The organism is Pseudomonas protegens CHA0 (genome assembly GCF_000397205.1).
GTDB lineage: Bacteria > Pseudomonadota > Gammaproteobacteria > Pseudomonadales > Pseudomonadaceae > Aquipseudomonas > Aquipseudomonas protegens.
Map to the genome: position 1 here is coordinate 3224488 of NC_021237.1, position 25998 is coordinate 3250485.

Genomic DNA, 25998 nt, shown 5'->3' on the forward strand with positions numbered 1-25998 from the left:
TCTGCGGTGGCGAGGGAGTGACGAACGCCGCCAGCGGGCTGGCGGCGGGTGTCCGGTTCATTGGCTCCGGGGCCGGCCCCGGGGGGAGCCGGCTCCCTCGCCAGGGCATTCTAGAGGCTCAGCGGTTCATCGGCGCGACAAAACGACTCTTGGCCACGGCGTAGACGCCCGGGTCATCGCTGTCGCTGACCTTGAAACTGATGGCCTGGGAGCTGCTCTGCGCCTTGTCCTGGGTCATCGCCACGGACACCGGCAGGTCGGTGATTTCACCGGGGGCCAGGCTCAGCTCGGTCTTGCCCTGCAGCTCGAAGCCTTCGCCATCCACCAGGGCCAGGTGGTACTGCTGGCGTTCCTGGGTCTTGTTGATGATCTTCAGGCTGTAGATGTTCTCGATCTGGCCCAGGGCGTTCTCGCGGAACAGGCCGCGGTCCTTGCTCACGTCCAGGGACACCATCGGCCGCTGCACCAGGGCCAGGGCCAGGGCGCCGATCATCACCAGCAGCACCAGGCTGTAGCCCACCAGGCGCGGACGCAGCAGGTGGGTCTTGCCGCCTTGCAACTCGTGTTCCGAGGTGTAGGCGATCAGGCCGCGGGCGTAGCCCATCTTGTCCATGATCGAGTCGCAGGCGTCGATGCAGGCAGCGCAGCCGATGCACTCCATCTGCAGGCCGTCGCGGATGTCGATGCCGGTAGGGCAGACCTGTACGCACAGCTGGCAGTCGATGCAGTCGCCCAGGCCGACATCGGCAGGCTTCACATCACGCTTGCGCGGGCCACGGCTTTCGCCGCGCACCGGGTTGTAGGAAATGGTCAGGGTGTCCTTGTCGAACATCACGCTCTGGAAGCGCGCATAAGGGCACATGTGCATGCACACCGCCTCGCGCAGCCAGCCGGCGTTGATGTAGGTGGCCGCGGCGAAGAACAGCACCCAGAACAGGCTCAGGCCGCCGATCTGCAGGGTCAGCAGTTCCTGGGCCAGGGGGCGGATGGGGGTGAAGTAGCCAACGAAGGTCAGGCCGGTGAGCAGGCTGATGCCCAGCCACAGGGTGTGCTTCATGGCCCGGCGGGCCAGCTTGTTCAGGCCCCAGGGCGCGGCCTGCAGCTTGATCCGCTGGTTGCGCTCGCCCTCGGTGACCTTTTCGCACCACATGAACAGCCAGGTCCACGAGCTTTGCGGGCAGGTGTAGCCGCACCAGACGCGGCCGGCGAACACGGTGATGGCGAACAGGCCGAAGGCGCAGATGATCAGCAGCGCCGAGAGGAGGATGAAGTCCTGGGGCCAGAAGGTTGCGCCGAAAATGTGGAACTTGCTTTCGGCCAGGTCCCAGAGCACGGCCTGGCGGCCACCCCAGTTGAGCCACACGGTGCCGAAGAACAGCAGGAACAGGAAACCTGCTCCGCTCATGCGCAGGGTGCGGAACAGGCCGCTGAAACTGCGGGTGTAGACGTGTTTGTCAGTGGTCTTCGTCTTCATCTGTGTAGGGCGTGAAGGTTCGAAGGTTTCTACTAATCGGACGGGGATTCTTTCGCTCATGGTCGTTCGCTCATCAGCCTCCATCAGGCCGGGCAACTATGACCACGGATCTGTTTGCATAACAGACTCAGGTATTTGATAAAAAACCGGATCAGATGGCCCTTTGCAGCGCCCCTGCGACAACTTGCCGTACCCCCTCAGGTGCCACCAGGGAGGGCTGCAGGCCGTGCTGGCACAGGGCCGCGGAGCGGGCCCTGATCCAGGTCAGTCAAATCACCGAATCACCTTCACTGGCTTTCAGATGGCGCCGGCCGTCGGTGGCACCTGCTACGGTCAATGCGTCGGCTTCTGCTTCGGTGATGTAGACCCGCTCGCCACCGAGGTCCACCGCCGACATCGACTTGGCGCTGTCGGTGATGATGGTCACGGCGCTCGCCGGGAGGTGCTGGTGCAGGGTTTCGGTGTCGAAATAGCAGGTCTGGTTTTCGATGCGCAGGCTCATGGCGGTTACCTCAAGGCAATGGCTGTACAGGTTAGGGCGCAGGGGCTGGCCAGGGTTCGACCACGGCGATCAACGGTGGCTGGGCAGGCGCTGGCAGGCGCTGGCGCAGGCTTGTGCAGGAACTGGCTGGCCAGCGAAGGCGTCCGTGGGGTTGGCAGCCGGCTTGGGGCCTCTTCTCCGGCAAGCCGGTTCCTGCGGTGGTGGTGATGGCGGCACCTTTTGCTGGCGGGCGCGGTCCATCGCTCAGGAACCCGCGAAGGGACGAGGAGCGATCGCATGAACACCTGGTGGCAAGAAGTCTGGCTGACCCTGCAATACGAATTCGCCGATATCGGCGATGCCCGGCAACTGACCCAGATCACCCTGCGGCTGCTGGTGGCGGCCCTGCTGGGGGGCATTCTGGGCTTCGAACGCGAGCACCAGGGCAAGGCCGCCGGGGTTCGCACCCATATGCTGGTGGCCATGGGCGCGGCCCTGTTCGTGCTGGTGCCGAGCCTGTCCGGGGCCCAGGCCGATGCCATGAGCCGGGTGCTCCAGGGGGTCATCGCCGGGATCGGTTTTCTCGGCGCCGGGACCATCCTCAAGGGCCGTGAAGAAGACCAGGGCCAGCACGTCAAGGGCCTGACCACCGCCGCCGGGCTGTGGATGACCGCAGCCATCGGTGTGGCCGCCGGCATGGGCCGCGAGGCCACGGCGGTGCTCAGTACCTTGCTGGCGCTGATGGTCTTCAGCCTGATGCCGCTGATTGTCCGGCGCCTGGAAAAGCGCCAGGACGGCTGATGCCCCGGGCCTCCCCACGCGGCTGTCTATGCTTGCTGGCTGGGCGGGCGCCCGGGCTCAGGCGCTGACCACCACCGGCGGCATGGTAGTGGGCGGGTCGCCCTTGGGTGGCGGGGTGGTTTCCGGCGGTTCCTGCTCCGGGATCGGCTCAGGCTCGCTGGGGGGCAGGGTCGGTTGGTCGATGTTGGGATCGGGGGTTTCTGCCGGGATCGGGATATTCATCGCGCTGGCCTCCTTTGTGCTTGCAGATGCACGGGCTCTTCTGGTGGACCGCAGCGGCGCGGATTTGATTCCCGCCGCTTGGCCGACCAATCGCGGTGAACTTTCGCCGCAGGCTTTGGCTCGGAACCTAAGTGCATTGATTCACCGGGGCCGCGGCCCCGCCACCAGAGCGTCGAAGACGTGAAAAAGGGGTGATGCTCGATGACTGTAGAAAAACCGACCGAACAGCAATACCAGGCGCACCTGCCGTTGTCCCAGGCTCTGCTGCTGCCGCGCATTGCCATCGAGAGCATCCGCCCGGTGCTCGACGGCGGCCAGTTCGCGGTCAAGGCGGTGGCCGGCCAGGAGGTAGAGGTGGCGTGCAAGGTATTCGCCGACGGCCACGACAAACTGGCGGTGCGGGTGCGCTGGCACAACGAGCAGCAGGACAGCTGGGCCAGCCAGGCCCTGGAAGACCAGGGCAACGACGGTTGGCTGGGGCGTTTCACGGTGCCCGAAGTGGGGCGCTACCGCTTCTGCATCGAAGCCTGGATCGATCAGTTCGCCAGCTTCTGCTACGAGCTGGAGAAAAAGCACCTGGCCGGGGTTGCGGTCAGCCTGGAGCTGCAGGAGGGCCGCAGCCATGTGCAACAGGCCGCCGAGCGCAGCGAAGGGCCGCTGCGCGAGCAGTTGCTGGCGTTGCAGCGCGATCTGTCCGGGTTGCTGGAGGCCGAGCAGGTGGCGCTGTTTCTCAGCGAGTCCAGCGCGCGCCTGATGGCCGAGGCCGATCACCGGCCCTACCTGAGCCTGAGCCCCGAGTACCCGCTGGATGTGGAGCGGCTACAGGCCCAGTTCGCCAGTTGGTACGAGCTGTTTCCCCGCTCGATCACCGACAATCCGGCCCGCCACGGCACGTTCAACGACGTTCATTCGCGGCTGCCGATGATTCACGACATGGGCTTTGACGTGCTGTATTTCCCGCCGATCCACCCCATCGGCCGCAGCCACCGCAAGGGGCCCAACAACTCGCTGAGCGCAGGCCCGGACGATCCCGGCAGCCCCTATGCAATCGGCAGCGAGGAGGGCGGCCACGAGGCCATCCACCCGCAACTGGGCAGCCGGGAGGACTTCCGCCGGCTGCTGGCGGCGGCCGCCGACCACGGCCTGGAGATCGCCCTGGACTTCGCCATCCAGTGCTCCCAGGACCACCCCTGGCTCAAGCAGCACCCGGGCTGGTTCAACTGGCGCCCGGACGGCACCATCAAATACGCCGAGAACCCGCCGAAGAAGTACCAGGACATCGTCAATGTCGACTTCTATGCCGCCGAGGCCATTCCCAGCCTGTGGCTGGAACTGCGGGACATCGTCATCGGCTGGGTCGAGGAGGGGGTCAAGACCTTTCGCGTGGACAACCCCCACACCAAGCCGCTGCCGTTCTGGCAGTGGCTGATCGGCGAAGTGCGCCGCCAGTATCCGGAGGTGATCTTCCTCGCCGAAGCCTTCACCACCCCGGCGATGATGGCGCGCCTGGGCAAGGTCGGTTACACCCAGAGCTACACCTACTTCACCTGGCGCAACACCAAGAGCGAGTTGTCCAGCTACCTGGCCGAACTCAACCAGCCGCCGTGGCGCGACTGCTTCCGCCCCAACTTCTTCGTCAACACCCCGGACATCAACCCGCAGTTCCTGCATGACTCGGGGCGCCCTGGGTTTCTGATCCGCGCGGTGCTGGCCACCATGGGATCCGGGCTGTGGGGCATGTATTCCGGGTTCGAGCTGTGCGAATCGGCGCCGGTGCCGGGCAAGGAGGAGTACCTGGATTCGGAGAAATACCAGATCCGCCCCCGGGACTTCTCGGCGCCGGGCAACATCATTGCCGAGATCGCCCAGCTCAACCGCATCCGCCGGCAGAACCCGGCGCTGCACAGCCACCTGGGGCTCAAGCTGTACAACGCCTGGAATGACCACATCCTGTATTTCGGCAAGCGCAGCGGCGACAACTTCGTGCTGGTGGCGGTCAGCCTCGACCCGTTCAACCCCCAGGAGGCGCATTTCGAATTGCCGCTGTGGGAAATGGGCCTGGCCGATGACGCCCAGACCCAGGGCGAGGACCTGATGAACGGCCACCGCTGGACCTGGTACGGCAAGACCCAGTTCATGCGCATCGAACCGGCGCAGCCTTTCGGCATCTGGCGCATCACCGCCACGTAGGAGCCGGCTTGGGCCCATGGGCCTTGTGCAGGCCCGGCCGACGCCTTCGCTGGCAAGCCAGCTCCCACGGTGGGGCGTGGTTTGTGGCAGCTGCGAATTCAATTTTTTCAGGAGCCCGACATGGCCAAGAAACCTCGCCCCACGACCTTTATCAAGGACCCGCTCTGGTACAAGGACGCGGTGATCTACCAGGTGCATGTGAAGTCCTACTTCGATTCCAACAACGACGGAATCGGCGATTTTCCCGGGCTGATCGCCAAACTCGACTACATCAAGGACCTGGGGGTCAACACCATCTGGCTGTTGCCGTTCTACCCCTCGCCGCGGCGTGACGACGGCTACGACATCGCCGAGTACCGCGGGGTCAGCCCCGACTACGGCACCCTGGCTGACGCCCGGCGCTTTATCGCCGAGGCCCACAAGCGCGAGCTGCGGGTGATCACCGAGCTGGTGATCAACCACACCTCCGACCAGCACCCCTGGTTCCAGCGGGCACGCAAGGCCAAGCCGGGTTCGGCGGCGCGCAATTTCTACGTGTGGTCCGACGACGACCAGAAATACGACGGCACGCGGATCATCTTTCTCGACACCGAGAAGTCCAACTGGACCTGGGACCCGGTGGCCGGCCAGTACTTCTGGCACCGCTTCTACTCCCACCAGCCGGACCTCAACTTCGACAACCCCCAAGTGATGAAGGCCGTGCTCTCGGTGATGCGCTACTGGCTCGACATGGGCATCGACGGCCTGCGCCTGGACGCCATTCCCTATCTGATCGAGCGCGATGGCACCAACAACGAGAACCTGCCGGAGACCCACCAGGTGCTCAAGCAGATCCGCGCCGAAATCGACGCCAACTATCCGGACCGCATGCTCCTGGCCGAGGCCAACCAATGGCCGGAAGACACCCAGCTGTACTTTGGCGATGTTACAGGCAGCGACGGCGACGAGTGCCACATGGCCTTCCACTTTCCGCTGATGCCGCGCATGTACATGGCCCTGGCCCAGGAGGATCGCTTCCCCATCACCGACATCCTGCGCCAGACCCCGGAGATCCCGGCCAACTGCCAGTGGGCGATCTTCCTGCGCAACCACGATGAACTGACCCTGGAAATGGTCACCGACCGCGAGCGCGACTACCTGTGGAACTACTACGCCGCCGACCGCCGGGCGCGGATCAACCTGGGGATCCGCCGGCGCCTGGCGCCGCTGATGGAGCGTGACCGGCGGCGCATCGAGCTGCTCAACAGCCTGCTGCTGTCGATGCCCGGTACCCCGACCCTGTACTACGGCGACGAGATCGGCATGGGCGACAACATCTACCTGGGGGACCGGGATGGCGTGCGTACGCCGATGCAATGGTCCATCGACCGCAACGGCGGTTTCTCCCGGGCCGACCCGGCCAGCCTGGTGCTGCCGCCGATCATGGATTCGCTGTACGGCTACCCGTCAGTCAACGTCGAGACCCAGTCCGGCGATCCCCATTCGCTGCTCAACTGGACCCGGCGCATGCTGGCGGTGCGCAAGCAGTCCAAGGCCTTTGGCCGCGGCACGCTGAAGATGCTGTCGCCGAGCAACCGACGGATCCTGGCCTATACCCGGGAATACACCGGGCCTGACGGCAAACAGGAGATCATCCTGTGCGTGGCCAACGTCTCGCGTAGCGCCCAGGCCGCGGAGCTGGACCTCTCGGCGTTCGCGGGCATGGTGCCGGTGGAGATGCTCGGCGGGAACGCCTTTCCGCCCATTGGCCAGCTGAATTTCCTCCTGACCCTGGCGCCCTACGGTTTCTACTGGTTCGTCCTGGCGGCGGAAAACCAGATGCCCAGCTGGCACGTGGAACCGGCCCAGAGCCTGCCGGATTTCACCACCCTGGTGCTGAAGAAACGCCTCGAAGAATTGCTCGAAGCGCCATCGCGCACCACCCTGGAGCAGGAAGTACTGCCCAACTGGCTGCCCAAGCGGCGCTGGTTCGCCGGCAAGGACAGCGCCATCGACCAGGCGCGGATCGCCTACGGCGTGCGCTTTGGCGACCCGCAGCACCCGGTGCTGCTCAGCGAGATCGAAGTCACCAGCGCCGGGCGCAGCGAGCGCTACCAGTTGCCGTTCGGCCTGTTGGCCGAAGAGCAGATCAACAGCGCCTTGCCCCAGCAACTGGCCATGGCCCGGGTGCGTCGCGGGCGCCAGGTGGGGCTGATCACCGACGCCTTCGCCCTCGACAGTTTCGTGCGCAACGTGCTGCTGGCGCTGCAGGGCGCCACCTGCCTGGACAGCGAGCAGGGCCAGATCCGTTTCGAGGCCACCGCGCAGCTGGCGGCGCTGGGCCTGGGGGCCGACGCCGAGGTGCGCTACCTGTCGGCGGAGCAATCCAACAGCTCGGTGGTGGTGGGCGGCAGCCTGGTGCTCAAGCTGATCCGCAAGGTGGCGGGGGGCATTCACCCGGAACTGGAAATGGGCGCCTTCCTCACCGCTGCCGGCTTTGCCCACATCTCGCCGCTGCTGGGCTCGGTGCTGCGCCGCGATGCCCAGGGCGAAGACCATCTGCTGATGATCGCCCAGGGCTACCTGAACAATCAGGGCGATGCCTGGGAGTGGACCCAGAACAACCTCGAGCGGGCGATCCGCGACGAGCTGGCCGAGGCCATGTCCGAGCAGGAGCAGCACTACAACGCCCTGGGCGAGCTCCAGGATTTCGCCGGCCTGCTGGGCCAGCGCCTGGGGGAAATGCACCTGCTGCTGGCGGCCCCCAGCGACAATCCGGATTTCGCTCCCGAGCACGCCACCGCCAAGGATGCCCAGGCCTGGAACCAGCAGGTTGCCGAGCAACTGGAGCGCGGGTTGCAACTGCTTCAACAGCACCAGGCCGAACTCGCGGCAGGGGAGCAGAAATTGCTCGGCAAATTGTTGCAGCATAAGGCGCTGATCCTGGGTCACATCCAGCAACTGGCCAAACAGTTGGTGGGGGGCGTGCGGATTCGTGTCCACGGCGACCTGCACCTGGGGCAGGTACTGGTGATCAAGGGCGATGCCTACCTGATCGACTTCGAGGGCGAGCCGGCCCGGCCCCTGGCCGAGCGCCGCGGCAAGCACAGCCCGTACAAGGATGTCAGTGGGGTCCTGCGTTCCTTCGACTACGCGGCGGCCATGGCCCTGGAGGCACCGGCGGTGGACGGCGCGCAAGGCGCGGCGGCGGGGCGGCGCAAAGTGGTCACGCGCTACCTGGCCGAGGCGCGCCACGCCTTTGTCCAGGCGTATCGGCTGGCGACGGCTAATCTTGCCCATGGCTGGCAGGACCCGGCGGCCGCGGATGCCGCCCTGGCACTGTTCAGCCTGGAGAAGGCCGCCTACGAGCTGGCCTATGAAGCGGAGAACCGTCCCGCCTGGTTGCCTGTGCCATTGCACGGCCTGGTGGGGCTGTTGCGTGAACTGAAACCCTTTTCCGATATTGAGAGTGGTGGAGAGCAGTCATGAGTTTCTCGAACAAGGAACAGGGAAAGCAGCAACCGGCATTGCTTCCTTCGGCCAAGGCCATCGACGCCCTGGTACGGGCCGAACACCGCGATCCATTCGCCATTCTCGGGCCCCACGGCGATGGCGCCGGCGGGCAATTCATCCGCGCTTTCCTGCCCGGGGCGCTGAGTGTGCAGGTACTGGACCGCGACCAGCAGCAGGTGCTCGGCAGCCTGCAAGCCGGTGAGGTGCCGGGGCTGTTTGTCGGGCACTTTCCCGAGGCCCGGCCCTATCTCTTGCGCATTCAATGGGCCGGGGGCGAACAGGTCAGTGAAGACCCCTACAGCTTCGGCCCCCTGCTGGGGGAGATGGACCTGTACCTGTTTGCCGAAGGCAATCACCGCGACCTCAGTTCCTGCCTGGGGGCGCAACTGACCACCGTGGACGGCATCGACGGCGTGCGTTTTGCGGTCTGGGCACCGAATGCCCGGCGGGTCTCGGTGGTGGGCGACTTCAATATCTGGGACGGGCGCCGGCACCCGATGCGCCTGCGCCATCCCTCCGGGGTCTGGGAGCTGTTCATCCCGCGCCTGCAGGCGGGCGAGGCCTACAAATACGAGATCCTCGGGCCCCAGGGCATCCTGCCGCTCAAGGCCGACCCCATGGCCCTGGCCACGCAGTTGCCGCCGGACACCGCCTCCAGAGTCGCGCCGCCCCTGACCATCGACTGGCAGGACCAGGAGTGGATGCTGGCCCGTGGCGAGCGCCAGCGGGTGGACGCGCCGCTGTCGATCTATGAGCTGCATGCCGGTTCCTGGCAGTGCGAAGTGGACGACCTTGGAGAAGTGGCCCGCCAGTACAGCTGGACCGAACTGGCCGAACGGCTGATTCCCTACGTCAAGGACCTGGGGTTTACCCATATCGAGCTGATGCCGATCATGGAGCACCCGTTTGGCGGCTCCTGGGGCTACCAGCCGCTGTCGCAGTTCGCCCCCAGCGCCCGCTACGGTAGCCCGCAGGATTTCGCAGCCTTCGTCGACGCCTTCCACCAGGCGGGCATCGGGGTGATTCTCGATTGGGTGCCGGCGCACTTTCCCACCGATACCCACGGCCTGGCGCAGTTCGACGGCACTGCACTGTATGAGTACGGCAACCCCCTGGAAGGCTTCCACCAGGACTGGGACACCCTGATCTACAACCTGGGGCGTACCGAAGTGCACGGTTTCATGCTGGCTTCGGCGCTGCACTGGCTCAAGCATTTCCACGTCGACGGCCTGCGGGTGGATGCCGTGGCCTCGATGCTCTACCGCGACTATTCGCGCAAGGCTGGGGAATGGGTGCCGAACCGCCACGGCGGCCGGGAAAACCTCGAAGCCATTGATTTTCTGCGCCACCTCAACGACGTCGTGGCCCTGGAGGCCCCGGGTGCCCTGGTGATCGCCGAGGAGTCCACCGCCTGGCCTGGGGTCAGCCAGCGCACCGATCAGGGCGGCCTGGGCTTTGCCTATAAATGGAACATGGGCTGGATGCATGATTCCCTGCATTACATCCAGCAGGACCCGGTGTACCGCGCCCACCATCACAACGAACTGAGCTTTGGTCTGGTGTACGCCTGGTCCGAGCGTTTCATCCTGCCGATCTCCCACGACGAAGTGGTGCACGGCAAGCACTCGCTGATCGACAAGATGCCCGGCGATCGCTGGCAGAAGTTCGCCAACCTGCGGGCCTACCTGAGCTTCATGTGGGCCCATCCGGGCAAGAAGCTGCTGTTCATGGGCTGCGAGTTCGGCCAATGGCGCGAGTGGAACCACGACCAGCAACTGGACTGGTACCTGCTGCAATACCCCGAGCACCGCGGGGTGCAGCAACTGGTGGGGGACCTCAACCGCCTGTATCGCCAGTACCCGGCGCTGCACGACCAGGACGACGTGCCCCAGGGTTTCCAATGGCTGATCGGCGACGATGCGATCAACAGCGTCTATGCCTGGTTGCGCTGGAGCAAGAGCGGCGAACCGCTGCTGGTGGTGGCCAACTTCACCCCGGTGCCACGCCAGGGCTATCGCGTCGGCGTACCGGTGGCGGGGCGCTGGAGCGAGTTGCTCAACAGCGATTCGCAACTGTATGCCGGCTCCAACTACGGCAACGGTGGCGAGGCCTTCAGCGAAGAGCAGAGCAGCCATGGCCAGGCCCTGTCCCTGGTGCTCAACCTGCCGCCGCTGGCCGTACTGATCCTGCGCCCTGACAGTTGACCCAGGCGTCCTGTAGCCGCTGCCGAAGGTTGCGAACGGTCTGGGCGGCGCTCCGTCGCTGGGGCGCGGGGTTTGCGAGGACGCCAACGGCTCGTCTGAAGATCGCCCAGTCAACCGGTTACAGGGAGTCGGCGGCCTCGGCGATCAGCGCGGCTACGGGCCCGGGCTGGGAGGCGAGGGAGGCGTGGCTGGCGTCCAGGTGAATGACCTTGCGGGCGTTGAGCCGGGCGGCCATGCGCTCCTGGTTCGCCGGGGCGATCATGCGGTCGGCACGGGACACCTGGTACCAGGAAGGTTTGTCGCGCCATGCCGGGGCCCCGAGGGCGTCGCCGAAGGTGCTGGCCAGCGGCGCCTTCTGGGTCAGGCCCATGACCAGCCCTTCCTGGGGGCTGAGATCCTGGCAGAAGCTCTGCTGGAAACGCTCCGGACGCACCCAGAGGTAGCCGTCGCTGTCGGGCGCCAGATTGGCGGCGGCTTCAGGCGGGAACTCCTGGGTCAGGCCACCGGGGCTTTCACCCTGGTCCGGGGCGAAGGCGGCGATGTACACCAGGCCCGCAACGTTTGGCGCATGCCCGGCCTGGGTGATCACCGCGCCGCCGTAGGAGTGCCCCACCAGCAGCACCGGCCCCGCTTGCTGGGCCACCAGTTTGCGGGTCCGTTCGACGTCCTCGGCGAGGGAGGTCAGGGGCAGTTCCACGGCGCGGATCTTCTCGTAACCGCGGTTCAGCAGTTCGACGATGACCCGGTTCCAGTGGGCGGCACCGCCCCAGAAACCGTGGACCAGGACAATCGTGGGTTGCTCGCTCATCGCTTGACTCCTTCTCTGGGCTCAAGGTTGGCCCGGAGGCGGGCGCCCCCAGGCTCGGGTTCGGGGAAAAGCATGGTCGACTCTGGCGGGAATACGGCTATTTATTCATGAATTCTGATGTGCGGCCCCAGGCGGCAGGTGCACTTCCACCGCCAGCGGCAGGTGATCGGAGAGGTGGGTCCAGGGCTTGTTGCCGAGGATCTGCGGGCGGTGGCTGTGGGCGTTGCGCAGGTAGACCCGATCCAGGCGCAGCAGTGGCCAGCGGGCCGGGTAGGTCTTGGCCGGGCGGCCATGATGGCGTTCGAAGGCTTCGTGCAGGTCGTTGCGCCGGCCCAGGGTGGCGTTGCCGTGCATCTGCCAGTCATTGAAGTCGCCGGCGATGATCACCGGTGCCTCCTCGGGCAGGGATTCGAGCAACTGGCCCAGCAGCGCCAGCTGCAACTGGCGATGGCTTTCCAGCAGGCTCAGGTGCACGCAGATGGCGTGGACCTCGGCGTGGCCGGGCACATCCAGCACGCAGTGCAGCAGGCCCCGGCGCTCGGGGCCGGTGATCGAAACATCGAGGTTGCGGTACTGGCGGATCGGAAACTTCGACAACAGGGCGTTGCCGTGATGGCCGTCGGGGTACACCGCGTTGCGCCCGTAGGCGTAGTCGCTCCACATGCTGTCGGCGAGAAACTCGTACTGTGACTGCTGAGGCCAGTTATCCAGGCGCGAGGCATGGCGCTCGTGCTCGCCCAGCACTTCCTGGAGAAACACCAGGTCGGCCTGGGTACTGCGCACGGCCTCGCGCAGTTCCGGAAGAATGAAGCGGCGGTTCAGGGCGGTGAAGCCCTTGTGGGTATTGACGGTCAGAACGCGTAACCGCTGGACCGCCTCGGGGTTGGGCTGGCGGGTGGAATCGCTGCTCACGCGGGCTCCTTGGAATCAGTGGCGGTTACAGATGGGACTGGCGACCGGTGCGTGCGTTCAGCTTATTTTCCACCCACGCAGGCCTACATCAGGATGATCTCGTAGGGCAGGCGCAGGCGCTCCAGCAGCACCGGCGACAGCGACGGCTCCAGGCCGATCTCCGGCTCGCCCTGCAACTGGCTGGCATAGGCGTGGGCGGCGTGGCGCTTGCGGGCCACGGTCCAGGTGTCCAGGCGCAGCTTGCGCGCACGCTGCCAGGGGATCTGGTGCTCCTCGCGGGCCGCCCAGTGCCAGGCCCAGATCGGAATCTCATGAAAACGCGCACCCACCAGGCTCGCGGCCTTGGCCGTGGCCCGGCCCACGGCTTCGTGGTCGAGGTTGCCATCGGCGCGCCAGGTGCTGAACACCACGTCGGTGTCGCGCAGGTAGCGGCAGATGAAGGGCACCAGTTGCTGTTCCCGTTCGCTCAAGGCGCTGTCGGCAAAGCCGCCGCGGATCCACTTCAGGCTGTGCAGGGGCAGGCCCAGGCGACGCAGGGCTTCGGCGCTTTCCTGGGGCCGGAACACGCTCAGGCGGCGCTTGGGCCACAGCTCCGACCCGGGATGGCTGGCGCTGCCGTCGCTGATGGAAATCAGTTGCAGAGGGTGGCCGTGGTGGGCCAGCACTTGCAGCAGGCCGCCGCTGGCGACCACTTCGTCACCGGGGTGAGGGGCGACTATCACTGCCCGGGAGCCGGCCGGAACCAGGTTGGCCAGATTGATGGCCGGCACCTCGGCCAGGCTGCGGGCACTGTTCCAGACTTGGCTGGGCCAGTTGCTGTCGATTGCGGGTATGGCTTTCATGGGGTGTCACATCCCTGTTTTCCGGGCCACGGCAAGAGCGGTTGAACCTCCGTTCAGTCGCGACCCTGGGTTTGCACGCACGCTGATTCCTTGGCACCTGCCTCAGCGTGAAGTACCGGTGCCCCATACCTTTGGAGCACCGCGATTCGGGGGTAATCATACACAGCCTGGAGCTTTCCACGCAGTGCCAGCCCAGGCTTATTTGCTGATTACCAAGCCCGTCACAGGGTAGACGGCAATTCTCCCCCCGGGGAGGCGCACTGACCAATGCCATGCTGTACTTCACAGCCCTGCGCAAGGTTCGTTCAGGCGCTTGAGGTAATCGCCGAACCCACCTTTGGCCCGCGAATCCAGGCGCCCGCTGGTAATCACTTGCGGATGCCGGCTCCAGGCGATGCTGGCGCCGCAGCGCTGCAACTGCCGCACCAGCTGCACATCCTCGTGGCAGGCCAGGGCCTCGAAGCCGCCGGCGCGGACATAGGCTGCAGCGCTGATGCCGAGGTTGGCGCCATGGATGTGCCGGTGGCCATCGCTGTCCTGGTAGGCGTCGTGATAGCGGATCCGGGCCTGGGGTTCGAAGCCTTCGCTCCAGCGGTCGACGGTGACGGTGCCGCAGACGGCGTCGGCGCCCAGGGCCAGTTGGGCCACCAGCCAGTCTTCGGGTACGCGGCTGTCGGCATCGGTACAGGACAGCCAGCGGGCGCCGGCCTGCAGCAGCAACTGCGCGCCCGCGGCCCGTGCCCGTCCGACATTGCGCACCTGCAATTGCAGGTGTTGCACGGCGAACTGGCGGGCAATGTCCAGAGAACCGTCGGAGCAGCTGTCGAGCACCACCAGGATCGCCACGTCTTCATTGAGCTCGGGGTGGCTGGCGGCTTTCAGGGCGCAGCGCAGGCAGTCGGCCAGCAGTTGCTCCTCGTTATGGGCGGGTATCACCACTCCGATCATCGCAGGCCCTCCAGGGTCGCGACCGAATCCGCTTCGCGGCCCCAGAGGTCGAGGAGAAAGTCCGCTTCCTGGTGCTCCAGCAAGCGTGGCAGTTGCAAATGGCGATGGAGCAGTTCGTGCACTTGTCCGGCATCCAGGGGGCACTCGGCAATGGGCGGGCGCCAGTGGCAGGCCAGTAGCTGGCCATCCGCGGCCAGGGAGCCCAGGGCCCGTGCCACCAGTTGCGCCAGGTCGGCGGCGTCCAGGTAATAGCCGATCTCGCTGATGACGATCAGATCGAAGGGCCCCTTGGGCCAGTCCTGGGGCAGGCGACCGTGTTCCACCCGGGCATGGGGGAAGGAGCGCAAGCGCTGCCGGGCCAGGTCCACCGCGTTGCGCGCGGTGTCGTAGGCCAGCAGGCTGTCGCAGCGGCTGGCCAGTTCGGCGCTGAGTTCGCCGTTGGCACAGCCGGGTTCGAAAATGCTCCGGTAGTGGCGGCGCGGCAGGCTGGCCAGGGTGATTGCACGTTTGCGCTGTTCATACCAGCGCTGGCGAAAGGCCCAGGGGTCCTGGTCCCGGGCGAACAGCCCTTCGAAATAGCGACTGTCGACACTCATAGGAACACCACCTCAAAAGGTTGCAGCAGACGCTCGATGATGTGCGGTGCCAGCACGGGCGCCAGGCCGATCTGCGGGTCGCCCTCCAGTTGGCTGGCAAAGGCGTGGATGGCATGGCGCTTGCGGGCCACCTGGGCAGGGCTGAGCAGCACCTTGCGGGCCCGCTCCCAGGGCAGCTGCCGGCCCTCGGGATCGGCCCAGTGCCAGGTCCAGATCGGCAGTTCCTTGAGGCTCGCGCCCGCGGCCCGGGCGGCCAGGGCGCTGGCCCGGCCCACGGCTTCGTGGTCGCAGTGGCCGTCCTCGCACCAGGTGCTGAACAGCACGTCACCGGCGCGCAGGCAACCCTGGATGAACTGCGTCAGGGCGGCTTCGTCCCGGGCGACGCGGCTGTCCTCGAAGCCCGCGCGCAGCCAGGTGATGCGCTGCAGCGGCAGGCCCAGGCGGCGCAAGCCTTCGGCGGACTCCTGGGGCCGTACCTGGCTCAGGCGCTGTACCGGCCAGCGCCGGGAGCCGGGATGGCTGGCGCAACCATCGGTGACCGAAATCAGCAGCAGCTCGCGCCCCTGCGCCGCCAGCAGTTGCAGGAGGCCGCCACAGCCGAGGATTTCATCGTCCGGGTGCGGGGCCACAATCACCGCCCGCGCTCCTTGCGGGACCAGGGTTCGAATATCCACCGCGGCCATGGCCTGCAGTTGCGAGGAAGCCTGCCAGGCCCGCAGCGAGGTGCCGCGACCGACAATCGGATTGGCTTTCACAGTTGCCATCCTCCCGGGTCCGCTGCAGCGTGGGCGGCGTTGGCCAGCTGTTGCCCGAGAATGGCCAGGTCACGCTCGGCATGGCTCTGGCGGATGAACACCGGCAGGTCCGCCAGCAGCCGGGCGAAGTGCCGGTCCAGGCAATAGGGGCCGGCGCCCAGCGCCCGGCCGACGTGGTGCAGCACGCTGTCGACGCTGGCCTCGGTCACCGCCCGGGCGCGCCGGGCCAGCAACTGGCAGTTGGCCTGGGGCGCCTGATCCAACTGCCGGGCACTGTGGCGCAGCACGCAGGCGGCCTGATGCAGGGCGCTGTCCACTGCCCCCAGGTGGGCCAGGGCATGGGGCTCGTCGCGTTTGGCGCAGTGTTCGCGCAGGGGGTGTGCGATGGCCTGGGCGGCTCCCAGCCAGCAGGCGGCGATGCCGATGGCGCCTTGCCAGAAGCCCGGGCGCTGCAGGTAGTCATCCGGCCTGCCGACCCATTGGCCACGAGCCTCGTGGAAGTCAACCCGCTGGCTGCCGGTACTGGCCATGCCCACCGCTTGCCAACTGCCGCTCTCGACCTGCACCCCGGGCTGGTCCAGGGCCACCGCCACCAGGCGTTGGTGGCCGTCGGCGTCCCAGGCGGTGAGCAGGGCATGGCTGAGCACCTCGGCCCCCGAGCACCAGGCCTTGGTGCCGCTGAGCCGGCAGTGCGGGCCATCGGCAACGGCGTGCACGCGGGCCTGGGGCGGCTCCGCGGCCCAGGTGCCCCAGGTGGTGCCGGGGGGCACGGGGCAGCCCAGTTCCGCCATGATCGCCAGGGCGTCGGTGTGCCCCTCGTAGAGCTTGCACAGGCCCAGGTCATGGCCGGCGACCCTGGCCAGGGCCTGCCAGCGTTGCAGGGTGGTGCCCCCGGCGGGCAGTGGCAGGCGGTCGAGCCCGGCGCCCACCAGGGCGTCCAGGCACAGGCCCAGGGCGCGGGTGTCGGCATGCCCCAGGTCGGGGGAGTGATGCAGGAAGCCTTGCAGGTCCATGTTCAGTCTTCTTCCTCATGTTGCAGTTCGAACAGCAGCAGGGAGCGCCCGGTCACCGAATACTCGTGGCCGAAGGCAAAGCGTTCCTGGCCGCGCACCGCCGGCTGGTTGGTGTCGAGCATGCAGGTCCAGAACTCCCCGGCGGGCACCTCAGGCAGGCGGAAGTTGACGATGTCGTGGTGGGCGTTGACCACCAGCAGCAGCGTGGCATCGGCCCCGGGGCGACGGATCCCGGTTTCCTGGGCGCGGCCGTCCAGCAGCATGCCCAGGCAGCGACCATGGGGGTCCTGCCAGTGCTCGGTGGTCATCTCGCTGCCGTCGGGGGCCAGCCAGGTGACGTCCTTGACCCCGATGTCCTCGTTGTAGCTGCCCACCAGGAAGCGCCCGCGCCGCAGGATCGGGTAGCTCAGGCGCAGCTTGATCAGGCGCTTGACGAACTTGAGCAGGGACTTGCCGTCGTTATCCAGCTCCCAGTTGACCCAGCCGATCTCGCTGTCCTGGCAGTAGGCGTTGTTGTTGCCGTGCTGGGTGCGGGCGAATTCGTCGCCGGCCACCACCATCGGCGTGCCCTGGGCCAGTAGCAGGGTGGCGAAGAAGTTGCGCATCTGGCGCAGGCGCAGGGCGTTGATCTCGGGGTCGTCGCTGGGGCCTTCGACGCCGTGGTTCCAGGACAGGTTGTTGTTGCTGCCGTCCTGGTTGTTCTCGTCGTTGGCTTCGTTGTGCTTGTCGTTGTAGGACACCAGGTCGTGCAGGGTGAAACCGTCGTGGGCAGTGACGAAGTTGACCGAGGCGTAGGGCCGGCGGCCGCGCTGGTTGAACATCTCGCCGGAGGCGGTCATGCGCCCGGCAAAATCCGCCAGCTGGCCGTCATCGCCCTTCCAGAAGGCGCGCACGGTGTCGCGAAAGCGATCGTTCCATTCCACCCAGCCCGGCGGGAAGTTGCCCACCTGATAGCCGCCGGGGCCGCAGTCCCAGGGTTCGGCGATCATCTTCACCTGGCGCAGCACCGGGTCCTGGCGGCAGGCCACGAGGAAGCTGTGGCGCTCGTCGAAACCGTCGTGGTAACGCCCGAGAATGGTCGCCAGGTCGAAGCGGAAGCCGTCCACGTGCATTTCCGTGGCCCAGTAGCGCAGCGAGTCGGTGACCATCTGCAGCACGCAGGGGTGGCTCAGGTCCAGGGTGTTGCCGGTGCCCGAATCGTTGATGTAGAAGCGCTTGTCGTCGGGCATCAGGCGGTAGTAGGAGGCGTTGTCGATGCCGCGCATGGACAGGGTCGGGCCTTGCTCGTTGCCTTCGGCGGTGTGGTTGTAGACCACGTCCAGGATCACCTCCAGCCCGGCTTCGTGCAGGTGGGCGACCATTTCCTTGAATTCGGCGATCTTGCCGCTGGCCAGGTAGCGCGGGTCGGGGGCGAAGAAGGCGATGCTGTTGTAGCCCCAGTAGTTGGTCATGCCCTTGTGCAGCAGGTGCTGGTCGTTGACGAAGGCGTGGATCGGCAGCAGCTCCACCGACGACACCCCGAGCTTGCGGATGTGCTCCAGCACGTCGTCCACCATCAGCCCGGCGAAGCTGCCCCGCAGGTTCTCGGGCACCGAAGGGTGGCGCATGGTGAAGCCGCGCACATGGGTCTCGTAGATGATGGTCTTGTCCCAGGGCACGCTGACCCGCTGGTCGTTGCCCCAGGTGTGGGCCGGGTCGATGACCTTGCACTTGGGCACGAAGGGCGCGCTGTCGCGCTCGTCGAAACTGAGGTCGGCATCTGGGTGGCCGATGGTGTAGCCGAACAGCGCCTCGGACCATTTCAGCTCGCCCACCAGTTGCTTGGCATAGGGGTCGATCAGCAGTTTGTTGGGGTTGAAACGGTGCCCGTTGGCCGGGTCGTAGGGGCCGTGCACGCGGTAGCCGTAGATCAGCCCCGGGTGAGCGTCGGGCAGGTAGCCGTGGAAGATTTCGTCGGTGTATTCCGGAAGTTCGATGCGTTCGAGTTCCACTTCGCCGGCATCATCGAACACACAGAGCTCGACCTTGGTGGCATTGGCCGAGAACAGCGCGAAGTTGACCCCCAGGCCGTCCCAGGTGGCGCCGAGGGGGAAGGGCAGGCCTTCACGAATGCGCGAGGGTTCGCTCTCGGGAGTGGCGGCGGGCTGCTTGGATCTGCTCATGGTTGCTCCTGCAGTGAGACGGTGACGGGCCGGGCCCTTTCTTCAGGGCGAGCGCGACCCTTATGGCGCGCGGGCGCGCCACGGGTTGACGAGGACGAGATGGCCGGCGGGTGTCAGTTGGCCGGCGGTTTGCGCGGCGCCCGGGGCTTCTTCGCCGCCGCGGGTTTTTCTCCCGGGGGCACTACCACGGCGGCGGCCGACTTGGCCTTGGGCTTGGCCGCGCTCTTGGCGGCGGGCTTTCCGGTCGCAGGCTTGGCCTTGCCGGCCTTGGGTGGCGTGCTTGGAGCCAGGGCTTCGGCCTCGGCGAGCTTGCGGGCCATGTCCCAGTGCCGGGCTTCCTGGCCCTCCGGCTTACCTTCCGACTCCCAGATCTGATAAGCGAATTCACGAATGCGTTTGTCGTCGGTACTCATCGCAATGCTCCTGGACTGAATTCAAGGTTGAATCAAAAGGTTGAGCGCAAAGTCTTGCAGTGCGGCGCTAAGCATCAGCTCCCTGTGGGGTGTGACTGCCACCGTGGAAAAAAGTCCATTCAGCTTTTGCCCCGAGGCGTCGAACGGTAGCTGCACCCGGGTATCGCCCCACAGCGGCCCCTCGATCAAGGGCATTGCGCGATCTCCCAGGAGGCCGGCGACCTGCACCGGCACTATCACCACTGCCCGTTGTGCACCGTGCTCGCGCATGAACGCCAGGACCCGCCCGGCATGTTGGCCAAGCACCGGCAGCGGCTGGTAGCGGCCCCGGCGAAACAGCTCCGGGTACTGGCCGCGCAGGTTCAGGGTGCGGGCGATCAAGGCTTGCTTGATGCGTCCGTCGTGCCACTGGGCCAGCCACTGGCGCGGTTCGCCGCTGCGCTCCAGGGCCGCCTGCCGGGCCGGGTAATCCACCGGCCGGCGGTTATCCGGGTCCACCAGGCTGAAATCCCAGAACTCGTTGCCCTGGTACAGGTCGGGGACCCCAGGCACGGTCATGCGCAGCAAGGTTTGCGCCAGGCTGTTGAGGGCGCCCGCCGGGGCAATGGCCCGGGCCGCCGCGGCAATCGACTGGCGCAATGCCAGGCCCTGGGGCGCCAGCAGCAGGGCCTGGACAAAGGCCTGCACGGCCTCTTCGTATTCTGCGTTGGGCGCCGCCCAGCTGCTTTGCAGCTTGGCCTCGCGCAGGGCCTTGAGCTGCCATTGCCAGATCCTTTGTCCATAGCCTTGCAGGGCCGCCTGATCCTCGGCAGCCAGTTCCAGGGGCCAACTGCCCAGCAGGGTCTGGTAAAGGATCAATTCGTCCCCCGCCGAAGGCGCATCCGCCTGCTGGCGCAGGGGCGCGGCCAGGGTGCGCCAGTGCTCTACCTGGGCGGCATACCAGGGGGCCCGTTCGCTGAGTACCGCCAGGCGCGCGCGGCTGTCCTCGCCCCGTTTGTGGTCGTGGGTGGCGCTGGTCAGCAGGTTGTCGGGGAAGCTGGCCAGGCGTTGCTGGCAGGCCGTGTGGAAGGCGGTGATCGGCGCACTGAACTGTTCGCTGTTGAAGCCCACGTCGTTGCGCGCCAGCAGTACCGCCGAGCGGTAGAAGGCGGTGTCTTCCACGGCCTTGGCCGCGGCGGGCGAAGTCAGTTGCTGGAAACGCACGCAGGCGTGGCGCAGCAGCTTGCGCCCACGGCCCGGTGGCTGCTGGCGCCAGCCCTGGCCGCCGAGCCAGCGCTCCAGGCAGTCGAGCACCGGCCTGTCGGCCTCGCCCAGGCTCTGTCGCGCGCCGTCCAGGGCCTGCTGGAACAACTGCTGGTCCTGCTGCCCGCGGCCACAGGCGCTGATATAGGTGCGGTACACCGGGAAGTGCACGATCAGTTCCTGCAAGGCGCGGCGGATGGCCCCCAGGGTCAGGTCGCGGCTCATCAGGTCCAGGCGAGCCACCTGCAACAGGGCCTGGGCCACGCTTTCAAAATCGCTGGCCAGGGAGCCGTTGAGAATCTGCTGACGGGCCAGCAGTGCCTCTTCGGCGAACGCCGCGGGGCGCTGGCTGTGCCGGCTCCACAGTTCGGCCAGCACCGGCTGGCCTGCAGGGGCCTGCTGCAGCAGCGACAGTTGGTTCATGAACTCATAGCCGGTGCTGCCATCCACGCCCCAGTCGCGGTGCAGGGTTTCCCCGGCGCCGAGGATCTTCTCGACGTAGATCGGCAGGTGCTGGCCCGGGCGCAGGCGGTCGATCCGGCGCCGCAGCTTGCGGCAATAGCTGCGAGGGTCGGCCAGACCGTCGATATGGTCGATGCGCAGGCCGTCCACCAGGCCACGCTGGATCAGCTCGAAGATCTTGCCGTGGGTGGCTTCGAACACCGCCGGGCGCTCGACCCGCAGCCCGCCCAGCTCGTTGACGTCGAAGAAGCGTCGCCAGTTGATGTCGTCGGCGGCGGTGCGCCAGCTGGCCAGGCGATAGCTCTGTTGCTCCAGCAGATGGTGCAGGCGCTGGAAACCTTCGTCGTGGCGTGAGTCGTAGCCTTGCAGGTGGGCGGTGACGGCCTGGTGCAGCGCCGGTTGCTGCAACAGTTGGCCCAGGGCCTGCTGCAGCGGTTGTGCCTGGGCGTGGGCGTCGCCGCTGAAACGCAGGGCGGCAAAGCTGTCGGCCAGGGGCTTGAGGGCCTGGGCGGCATCCGGCGGGCCGGCGAGGCGCAGCAGTTCCCCGAAGTCGGCGGGGCAGATGGGGAAACAGTGTTCATAGTGGCGAACATGGAAACCGCAGCGATCGTCGTCCAGCTGCAGTTGCAGGCTGCCTTCCTGCAAGGCCTGCCCATAGTCGCTGCCGAGGAAGGGCAGCAACAACTGGCCTTCCATCAGCGGGTCCGGGGAATGCCACTGGATATCGAAGAACTCACCGTACGGGCTCAGGCGCCCCCATTGCAGCAGGTCCAGCCACCAGGGGTTGTCATTGCCGCCCACCGCCATGTGGTTGGAGACGATATCCAGGATCAGGCCCATGCCGTGCTGGCGCAGGGCATCCACCAGCCGTACCAGGGCCGCCTCGCCCCCCAGCTCGGGGTTGACCCGGGTGGGGTCCACCACGTCGTAGCCGTGCATGGAACCGGCCCGCGCGCAGAGCAGTGGCGAGGCGTAGAGGTGGCTGAGGCCCAGGCCGGCGAAGTAGGGCACCAGGGGCAGCGCATGATCCAGGGTGAAGCCCTGGTGAAATTGCAGGCGCAGGGTGGCCCGTGGCATTGGCGTGGCTGGCGGGCTCATCGGTCACGCTCCAGGGCCTGCTGCCGGGCACAGGCCAGCAGCTCCAGGCGCCGCGCCGCGTCGCTGTCGTCCAGCAGGCGCCGGCTGGCAGTGGCCAGGCGCCGGCGCCAGTTGGGGTGGCTGTCGAGGGTGCCGGGCAGGTTGGCCTGTTCGTCGATGCCCAGGGCGTCCTCCAGGGGCAGCAGCACTAGGGGCGCCCGGGTGTGGCCGAGGAAACGCACGCTGGCGTCTACCACCTGGTCGGCCTCGTGGCTTTCCTCGCGAAAGTTCTGCGGGTCCTGGGCCAGGGCGTGGCGCAGGCCGTTGCGTTCGTGCTGGCGGTGTTCGCGCCAGTGCCGCGCCGCCGCTTCGTCCACCAGGCCCAGGCGCTGGTTCCAGTCGATATCGCGGCCATGCCACCAGCCGTTGAGGGTCGGCAGGTCATGGGTGCTGGTGGTGGCCAGGGCATTGTCCGGCCAGTCGAGGATGGGCTTGAAGTGGCAGCCGTGGTCCTGTTCGAACAAAAGCACACGCATGCCGAGCATGGCCCGGGCGGCAAGTTTTTCCCGCAGCCCGTCGGGCACTGTGCCCAGGTCTTCGCCCAGCACTATGGCCTGGTGGCGATGGGATTCCAGGGTCAGCAGGCGCAGCAGGTCGTCCACCGGGTAATAGAGGTAGGCGCCATCGCTGGGGGGCGCGCCCAGGGGAATCACCCACAGCCGTTGCAGGCCCATCACATGGTCGATGCGCAGGCCCCCGGCATGGGCGAAGTTGGCCCTGAGCATTTCGATGAAGGCGCGGAAACCGTGGCGTTGCAGGCCTTCCGGGGAAAAGGCCGATATCCCCCAGCTCTGGCCCTGGCGGTTGAGGATGTCCGGTGGCGCGCCCACCGTCAGGTTGGCCAGTAACTGCTCCTGCCGGCTCCAGGCCTGGCTGCCGCCGCCGTCGGCGCCCACCGCCAGGTCGGCGATCAGGCCGATGCCCATGCCGCCGCTGCGGGCCGCGCTTTGCGCTCGCTCCAGGCTGCGGGCGATCAGCCACTGGCAAAAGGCATGGAAGCCGATTTCGTGGGCCTGTTCATCGGCGAAATGAGCCAGGGCCGGACTGGCCGGATCACGCCATTGCGGCGGCCAGTGACGCCAGTCCAGGTCCTCGCCACGGGCGGCGCGCTGGGCCTGGATGGCTTCGAAGCGGCAGTGGTTTTCCAGGGCCTCGCCGGCTGCCCGGCGGTAGCTGGCGAAGTCCTCGTGCAGCGGGTGCTCGCCCTGGCAGAAGCCTTCATACAGCGCCCGCAGTGCCTGCAACTTGGCCTGGGCCGCCAGGGGCCAGTCGATCAGCGGCAACTGTTCCAGGTCCTGCAGTTGTTCGCCCAGGCCACAGGCTTCGATCGCGGTGCGCCAGGCGCGGTCGCCGAGGATCGCGCCAGGGGCGGCATACAGGCTGTTGAGGAACAGCCGGCTGGAAGGCGAATAGGGGCTGTAGCGCAGCGGGTCGCTGCTGAACATGGCGTGCAGCGGGCTGATGGCCAGGGCATCGGCACCGCGTTCGGCGGCCTGGCGCGCCAGTTCTTCCAAGGCCTGGGTATCGCCGAAACCGCCATCGCCGGGGCGGCGCAGGGCGTACAGCTGCACGCTGAGGCCCCAGGCCCGCGGGGTGGGCTGGTGCACGGCGTCGGCCACGCTGAAGCAGCGTTCGGGGGCCACTGCCAGGACAAAGTGTTCGTCGTCGATACTCACGGCGTGGTAACCCACCGGAATCGAGCCCGGCAGCCGGCTCTCGGCATCCAGGTCCAGGTGCAGCGGGCTGCCATCCTCCAGCCGCAGGACACAGGCCGTGTGCGGGGGGAAGTAGCGCGCCAGGTCCAGGCTCTGGCCGTGGTCGGCGGTCAGCAGCGGTGGCAGGTGCCGGCTCTGTTGCACCCCTTGCAATTGCAGCAGGCTCTGTTCGACCTGCTGCGGGTCTTCGGCCGGATGCCCCAGGCCGGCCAGGACAGCCCGCAGGACCCGGTCCTCGACCTTCTGGGCACGGCCGTTGGCATCGATCCAGTCCACTGCCAGGCCGGCGCGGCTGGCAAGCAGTTCCAGTTGCGCATCGCTCATAGGCATTCTCCATCTGGGTCGGTCGGGGAAGAGGTGGGGGCCAGCAGCACCAGCACGCTGTAGGCAGGCAGTTGGCCCTGGCACCAGTGCTTGAGGGTGTGCGGCGGATATTCGAAGCACAGCTGCGGTGCGGCCTCGGCGGCCAGTTCGACCTGATGCGGGCCGAGGTTGAGGTCGATGCGCAACAGGCTGCCGTCCCCCAGGCGCCAGCGCGCACTCAGGGCGCCCTCGGCCAGTACCTGGCAGCCCAGGGCTCGGGCGCCGGGCAGGCGCGGAACCAGCTCTCGGCGGCGGATCTGCAACAGGCTGCGGTACAGCTCGCGGGTGGCCTCGGCCTGTCGGGACTGGGCCCGTGGGCGTGAGGCCTGGAAGGTCGAGGCGGCGTTGGGGTCGGGAATGCGCTGGCGCTGCCCGGCGTCGGCGAAGGCACTGAAGGCGGCGAATTCGTTGCGCCGGCCCTCGCGCACCGCTTCGGCCAACTGGCCCTGGTGGCTGGTGAAGAACAGGAATGGTTCCTGGGCGGCCACTTCGTCGCCCATGAACAGCAGCGGAATCATCGGTGACAGCAGCAACAGCACCGTGGCCGCGTGCAGGGCCTGGGTCGGCGCCAGTTGGTTGAGGCGTTCGCCAAAGGCCCGGTTGCCGATCTGGTCATGGTTCTGCAGAAACAGCACAAAGGCGCTGGGCGGCAGGTGCCCGCTGGGTTCGCCGCGGGCCTCGCCATGGCGGTTGGCATGGCCCTGGAAGGCGAAACCCTGGCTCAGGCAGCGGGCCAGTTGCTCAGTGGGCTGCTCGGCGAAGTCGGCGTAGTAGGCGTCGGTTTCGCCGGTCAGCAGCACATGCAGGGCGTTGTGGCCGTCGTCGTTCCACTGTGCGTCGAAGCCTTGTTGCAGCAGGCTGGCCTGATTGAACTCGTTCTCCAGGTTGAGCCACACATGGCGATCGGGTGGCACTGCCTGGCGGACCCGCTGCGCCAGTTGCCGCAGGAAATCCGGATCGTCGATGGCGTGCACCGCGTCCAGGCGCAGGCCGTCGAAACGGTACTCCAGCAGCCACATCAGGGCGTTGTCGATAAAGAACTCGCTGACCTGCGGGCGGCGAAAGTCGATGGCGGCGCCCCAGGGGGTGTGCAGGTCCTGGCGAAAGAAGCCCTGGGCGTACTCCTGCAAGTAGTTGCCGTCGGGGCCGAAGTGGTTGTAGACCACATCGAGGATCACTGCCAGGCCCAGGCCATGGGCGGTATCGATCAGCGCGCGCAGCTCGTCGGGCGAACCATAGGAGGCTTCCGGGGCGTAGGGCAGCACGCCGTCGTAGCCCCAGTTGCGTTCGCCGGGAAACTCCGCCAGGGGCATCAGCTCGATGGCGGTCACCCCCAGTTCCACCAGGGCCGGCAGGGCTTGCTGCACCGCCTGATAGCCGCCCATGACCCCCACGTGGAGTTCGTAGATCACCGCCTCGTGCCAGGGCCGGCCGCGCCACTGCGGGTGCTGCCATTGATAGCGCTCGGGGTCCACCACCAGGCTTGGCCCGTGGACATCACCGAGCTGGGCCCGGGACGCCGGGTCGGGGACCTGGATCCGCTCGTCGATATTGAAACGGTAAGCGCTGCCCGCGGGGCAGCGCGCCTGGGTCATGAACCAGCCTTCGGGCTGGGGCTGCATGGGCAGCGACTGGCCGTCCGCCAGTTCGACGCTGACGCAGCGCGCATCCGGCGCCCACAGGGCGAACCGGGTGTGCTCGGCATCCAGCAGCCGCGCGCCATGAGTCCAGGTGTGCAGCGTGCTTGGGGGCATCGGTCCTTGCCT

At 67.0% G+C, this 25998-nt stretch carries 19 protein-coding genes; 4 read left to right on the forward strand and 15 right to left on the reverse strand.

Features of this window, described 5'->3' with window-relative positions:
• Positions 1-118 precede the first annotated feature (118 nt).
• Both ccoG and PFLCHA0_RS14585 read right to left on the reverse strand, forming a co-directional pair.
• Complete coding sequence (gene ccoG / locus PFLCHA0_RS14580) at positions 119-1534, reverse strand: cytochrome c oxidase accessory protein CcoG (protein ID WP_011061158.1); 1416 nt, start codon at positions 1532-1534, stop codon at positions 119-121.
• A 208-nt stretch (positions 1535-1742) separates the two neighbouring features.
• Positions 1743-1976: a DUF3203 family protein gene (locus PFLCHA0_RS14585; protein ID WP_011061159.1), complete on the reverse strand. Its 234-nt coding sequence runs from the start codon at positions 1974-1976 to the stop codon at positions 1743-1745.
• Between the two features lie 276 nt (positions 1977-2252).
• Between PFLCHA0_RS14585 and PFLCHA0_RS14590 the strand changes: the two genes are divergently transcribed.
• Complete coding sequence (locus tag PFLCHA0_RS14590; protein WP_015635514.1) at positions 2253-2756, forward strand: MgtC/SapB family protein; 504 nt, start codon at positions 2253-2255, stop codon at positions 2754-2756.
• 57 nt (positions 2757-2813) lie between these two features.
• On the opposite strand, the gene PFLCHA0_RS31835 is transcribed toward PFLCHA0_RS14590, so the two are convergent.
• On the reverse strand, positions 2814-2978 hold the full coding sequence (locus PFLCHA0_RS31835; RefSeq protein WP_015635515.1) for a hypothetical protein: 165 nt from the start codon (positions 2976-2978) through the stop codon (positions 2814-2816).
• Between the two features lie 201 nt (positions 2979-3179).
• Here PFLCHA0_RS31835 and PFLCHA0_RS14595 point away from each other — a divergent pair, with 201 nt between their 5' ends.
• The 3 genes from PFLCHA0_RS14595 (at position 3180) to glgB (ending at position 10864) form a co-directional block, all read left to right on the forward strand.
• Positions 3180-5168: an alpha-1,4-glucan--maltose-1-phosphate maltosyltransferase gene (locus PFLCHA0_RS14595; RefSeq protein ID WP_015635516.1), complete on the forward strand. Its 1989-nt coding sequence runs from the start codon at positions 3180-3182 to the stop codon at positions 5166-5168.
• A gap of 120 nt (positions 5169-5288) precedes the next feature.
• Entirely contained in the window at positions 5289-8636 is a 3348-nt protein-coding gene (gene treS, locus PFLCHA0_RS14600) for a maltose alpha-D-glucosyltransferase (RefSeq protein WP_015635517.1), read from the forward strand.
• Positions 8633-10864 carry a 1,4-alpha-glucan branching protein GlgB gene (gene glgB, locus PFLCHA0_RS14605; RefSeq protein WP_015635518.1) on the forward strand — a complete coding sequence of 744 codons (2232 nt, stop codon included), beginning with the start codon at positions 8633-8635 and terminating at the stop codon, positions 10862-10864. Before treS ends, glgB begins: the two co-directional genes overlap by 4 nt.
• Before the next feature lie 118 nt (positions 10865-10982).
• On the opposite strand, the gene PFLCHA0_RS14610 is transcribed toward glgB, so the two are convergent.
• The 12 genes from PFLCHA0_RS14610 to treZ all read right to left on the reverse strand — a co-directional run bounded on the left by PFLCHA0_RS14610 (position 10983) and on the right by treZ (position 25986).
• Positions 10983-11672 carry an alpha/beta hydrolase gene (locus PFLCHA0_RS14610; RefSeq protein WP_015635519.1) on the reverse strand — a complete coding sequence of 230 codons (690 nt, stop codon included), beginning with the start codon at positions 11670-11672 and terminating at the stop codon, positions 10983-10985.
• A gap of 105 nt (positions 11673-11777) precedes the next feature.
• On the reverse strand, positions 11778-12584 hold the full coding sequence (locus tag PFLCHA0_RS14615; RefSeq protein WP_011061165.1) for an endonuclease/exonuclease/phosphatase family protein: 807 nt from the start codon (positions 12582-12584) through the stop codon (positions 11778-11780).
• Between the two features lie 83 nt (positions 12585-12667).
• The gene (locus PFLCHA0_RS14620) at positions 12668-13426 is read right to left on the reverse strand and encodes a PIG-L deacetylase family protein (protein WP_011061166.1); all 759 of its coding nucleotides are present in this window, start codon (positions 13424-13426) and stop codon (positions 12668-12670) included.
• A gap of 282 nt (positions 13427-13708) precedes the next feature.
• Positions 13709-14374, reverse strand: coding sequence for a glycosyltransferase family 2 protein (locus PFLCHA0_RS14625; RefSeq protein ID WP_015635520.1), 666 nt, complete (start codon positions 14372-14374; stop codon positions 13709-13711).
• Positions 14371-14970, reverse strand: a complete 600-nt coding sequence (locus PFLCHA0_RS14630; protein WP_011061168.1) for a class I SAM-dependent methyltransferase — start codon at positions 14968-14970, stop codon at positions 14371-14373. The genes PFLCHA0_RS14625 and PFLCHA0_RS14630 overlap by 4 nt, the downstream gene beginning before the upstream one ends.
• Positions 14967-15725 (reverse strand): PIG-L deacetylase family protein, encoded by a 759-nt coding sequence (locus tag PFLCHA0_RS14635; protein ID WP_011061169.1) that lies wholly within the window; start codon positions 15723-15725, stop codon positions 14967-14969. The genes PFLCHA0_RS14630 and PFLCHA0_RS14635 overlap by 4 nt, the downstream gene beginning before the upstream one ends.
• Entirely contained in the window at positions 15722-16738 is a 1017-nt protein-coding gene (locus PFLCHA0_RS14640) for an acyl-CoA dehydrogenase family protein (RefSeq protein ID WP_015635522.1), read from the reverse strand. The genes PFLCHA0_RS14635 and PFLCHA0_RS14640 overlap by 4 nt, the downstream gene beginning before the upstream one ends.
• A gap of 2 nt (positions 16739-16740) precedes the next feature.
• The gene (gene glgX, locus PFLCHA0_RS14645) at positions 16741-18900 is read right to left on the reverse strand and encodes a glycogen debranching protein GlgX (RefSeq protein WP_011061171.1); all 2160 of its coding nucleotides are present in this window, start codon (positions 18898-18900) and stop codon (positions 16741-16743) included.
• 113 nt (positions 18901-19013) lie between these two features.
• Positions 19014-19313, reverse strand: coding sequence for a DUF2934 domain-containing protein (locus tag PFLCHA0_RS14650; protein WP_015635523.1), 300 nt, complete (start codon positions 19311-19313; stop codon positions 19014-19016).
• Positions 19314-19334: 21 nt separating this feature from the next.
• Positions 19335-22115 carry a malto-oligosyltrehalose synthase gene (locus PFLCHA0_RS14655; RefSeq protein WP_015635524.1) on the reverse strand — a complete coding sequence of 927 codons (2781 nt, stop codon included), beginning with the start codon at positions 22113-22115 and terminating at the stop codon, positions 19335-19337.
• Positions 22112-24193 (reverse strand): 4-alpha-glucanotransferase, encoded by a 2082-nt coding sequence (gene malQ, locus PFLCHA0_RS14660; RefSeq protein ID WP_015635525.1) that lies wholly within the window; start codon positions 24191-24193, stop codon positions 22112-22114. Before malQ ends, PFLCHA0_RS14655 begins: the two co-directional genes overlap by 4 nt.
• Complete coding sequence (gene treZ / locus PFLCHA0_RS14665) at positions 24190-25986, reverse strand: malto-oligosyltrehalose trehalohydrolase (RefSeq protein ID WP_015635526.1); 1797 nt, start codon at positions 25984-25986, stop codon at positions 24190-24192. The genes malQ and treZ overlap by 4 nt, the downstream gene beginning before the upstream one ends.
• Positions 25987-25998 lie beyond the last annotated feature (12 nt).

What these genes read in the sequence shown, in the direction of transcription:
- PFLCHA0_RS14625 (WP_015635520.1), bottom strand. Translation starts at nt 14,374, where the DNA reads ATGATCGGAGTGGTGATACCCGCCCATAACGAGGAGCAACTGCTGGCC.
- PFLCHA0_RS14595 (WP_015635516.1), top strand. Translation starts at nt 3,180, where the DNA reads ATGACTGTAGAAAAACCGACCGAACAGCAATACCAGGCGCACCTGCCG.
- PFLCHA0_RS14655 (WP_015635524.1), bottom strand. Translation starts at nt 22,115, where the DNA reads ATGAGCCCGCCAGCCACGCCAATGCCACGGGCCACCCTGCGCCTGCAA.
- PFLCHA0_RS14620 (WP_011061166.1), bottom strand. Translation starts at nt 13,426, where the DNA reads ATGAAAGCCATACCCGCAATCGACAGCAACTGGCCCAGCCAAGTCTGG.
- PFLCHA0_RS14585 (WP_011061159.1), bottom strand. Translation starts at nt 1,976, where the DNA reads ATGAGCCTGCGCATCGAAAACCAGACCTGCTATTTCGACACCGAAACC.
- malQ (WP_015635525.1), bottom strand. Translation starts at nt 24,193, where the DNA reads ATGAGCGATGCGCAACTGGAACTGCTTGCCAGCCGCGCCGGCCTGGCA.
- PFLCHA0_RS14630 (WP_011061168.1), bottom strand. Translation starts at nt 14,970, where the DNA reads ATGAGTGTCGACAGTCGCTATTTCGAAGGGCTGTTCGCCCGGGACCAG.
- PFLCHA0_RS31835 (WP_015635515.1), bottom strand. Translation starts at nt 2,978, where the DNA reads ATGAATATCCCGATCCCGGCAGAAACCCCCGATCCCAACATCGACCAA.
- treS (WP_015635517.1), top strand. Translation starts at nt 5,289, where the DNA reads ATGGCCAAGAAACCTCGCCCCACGACCTTTATCAAGGACCCGCTCTGG.
- glgX (WP_011061171.1), bottom strand. Translation starts at nt 18,900, where the DNA reads ATGAGCAGATCCAAGCAGCCCGCCGCCACTCCCGAGAGCGAACCCTCG.
- treZ (WP_015635526.1), bottom strand. Translation starts at nt 25,986, where the DNA reads ATGCCCCCAAGCACGCTGCACACCTGGACTCATGGCGCGCGGCTGCTG.
- PFLCHA0_RS14610 (WP_015635519.1), bottom strand. Translation starts at nt 11,672, where the DNA reads ATGAGCGAGCAACCCACGATTGTCCTGGTCCACGGTTTCTGGGGCGGT.
- glgB (WP_015635518.1), top strand. Translation starts at nt 8,633, where the DNA reads ATGAGTTTCTCGAACAAGGAACAGGGAAAGCAGCAACCGGCATTGCTT.
- PFLCHA0_RS14640 (WP_015635522.1), bottom strand. Translation starts at nt 16,738, where the DNA reads ATGGACCTGCAAGGCTTCCTGCATCACTCCCCCGACCTGGGGCATGCC.
- ccoG (WP_011061158.1), bottom strand. Translation starts at nt 1,534, where the DNA reads ATGAGCGAAAGAATCCCCGTCCGATTAGTAGAAACCTTCGAACCTTCA.
- PFLCHA0_RS14590 (WP_015635514.1), top strand. Translation starts at nt 2,253, where the DNA reads ATGAACACCTGGTGGCAAGAAGTCTGGCTGACCCTGCAATACGAATTC.
- PFLCHA0_RS14650 (WP_015635523.1), bottom strand. Translation starts at nt 19,313, where the DNA reads ATGAGTACCGACGACAAACGCATTCGTGAATTCGCTTATCAGATCTGG.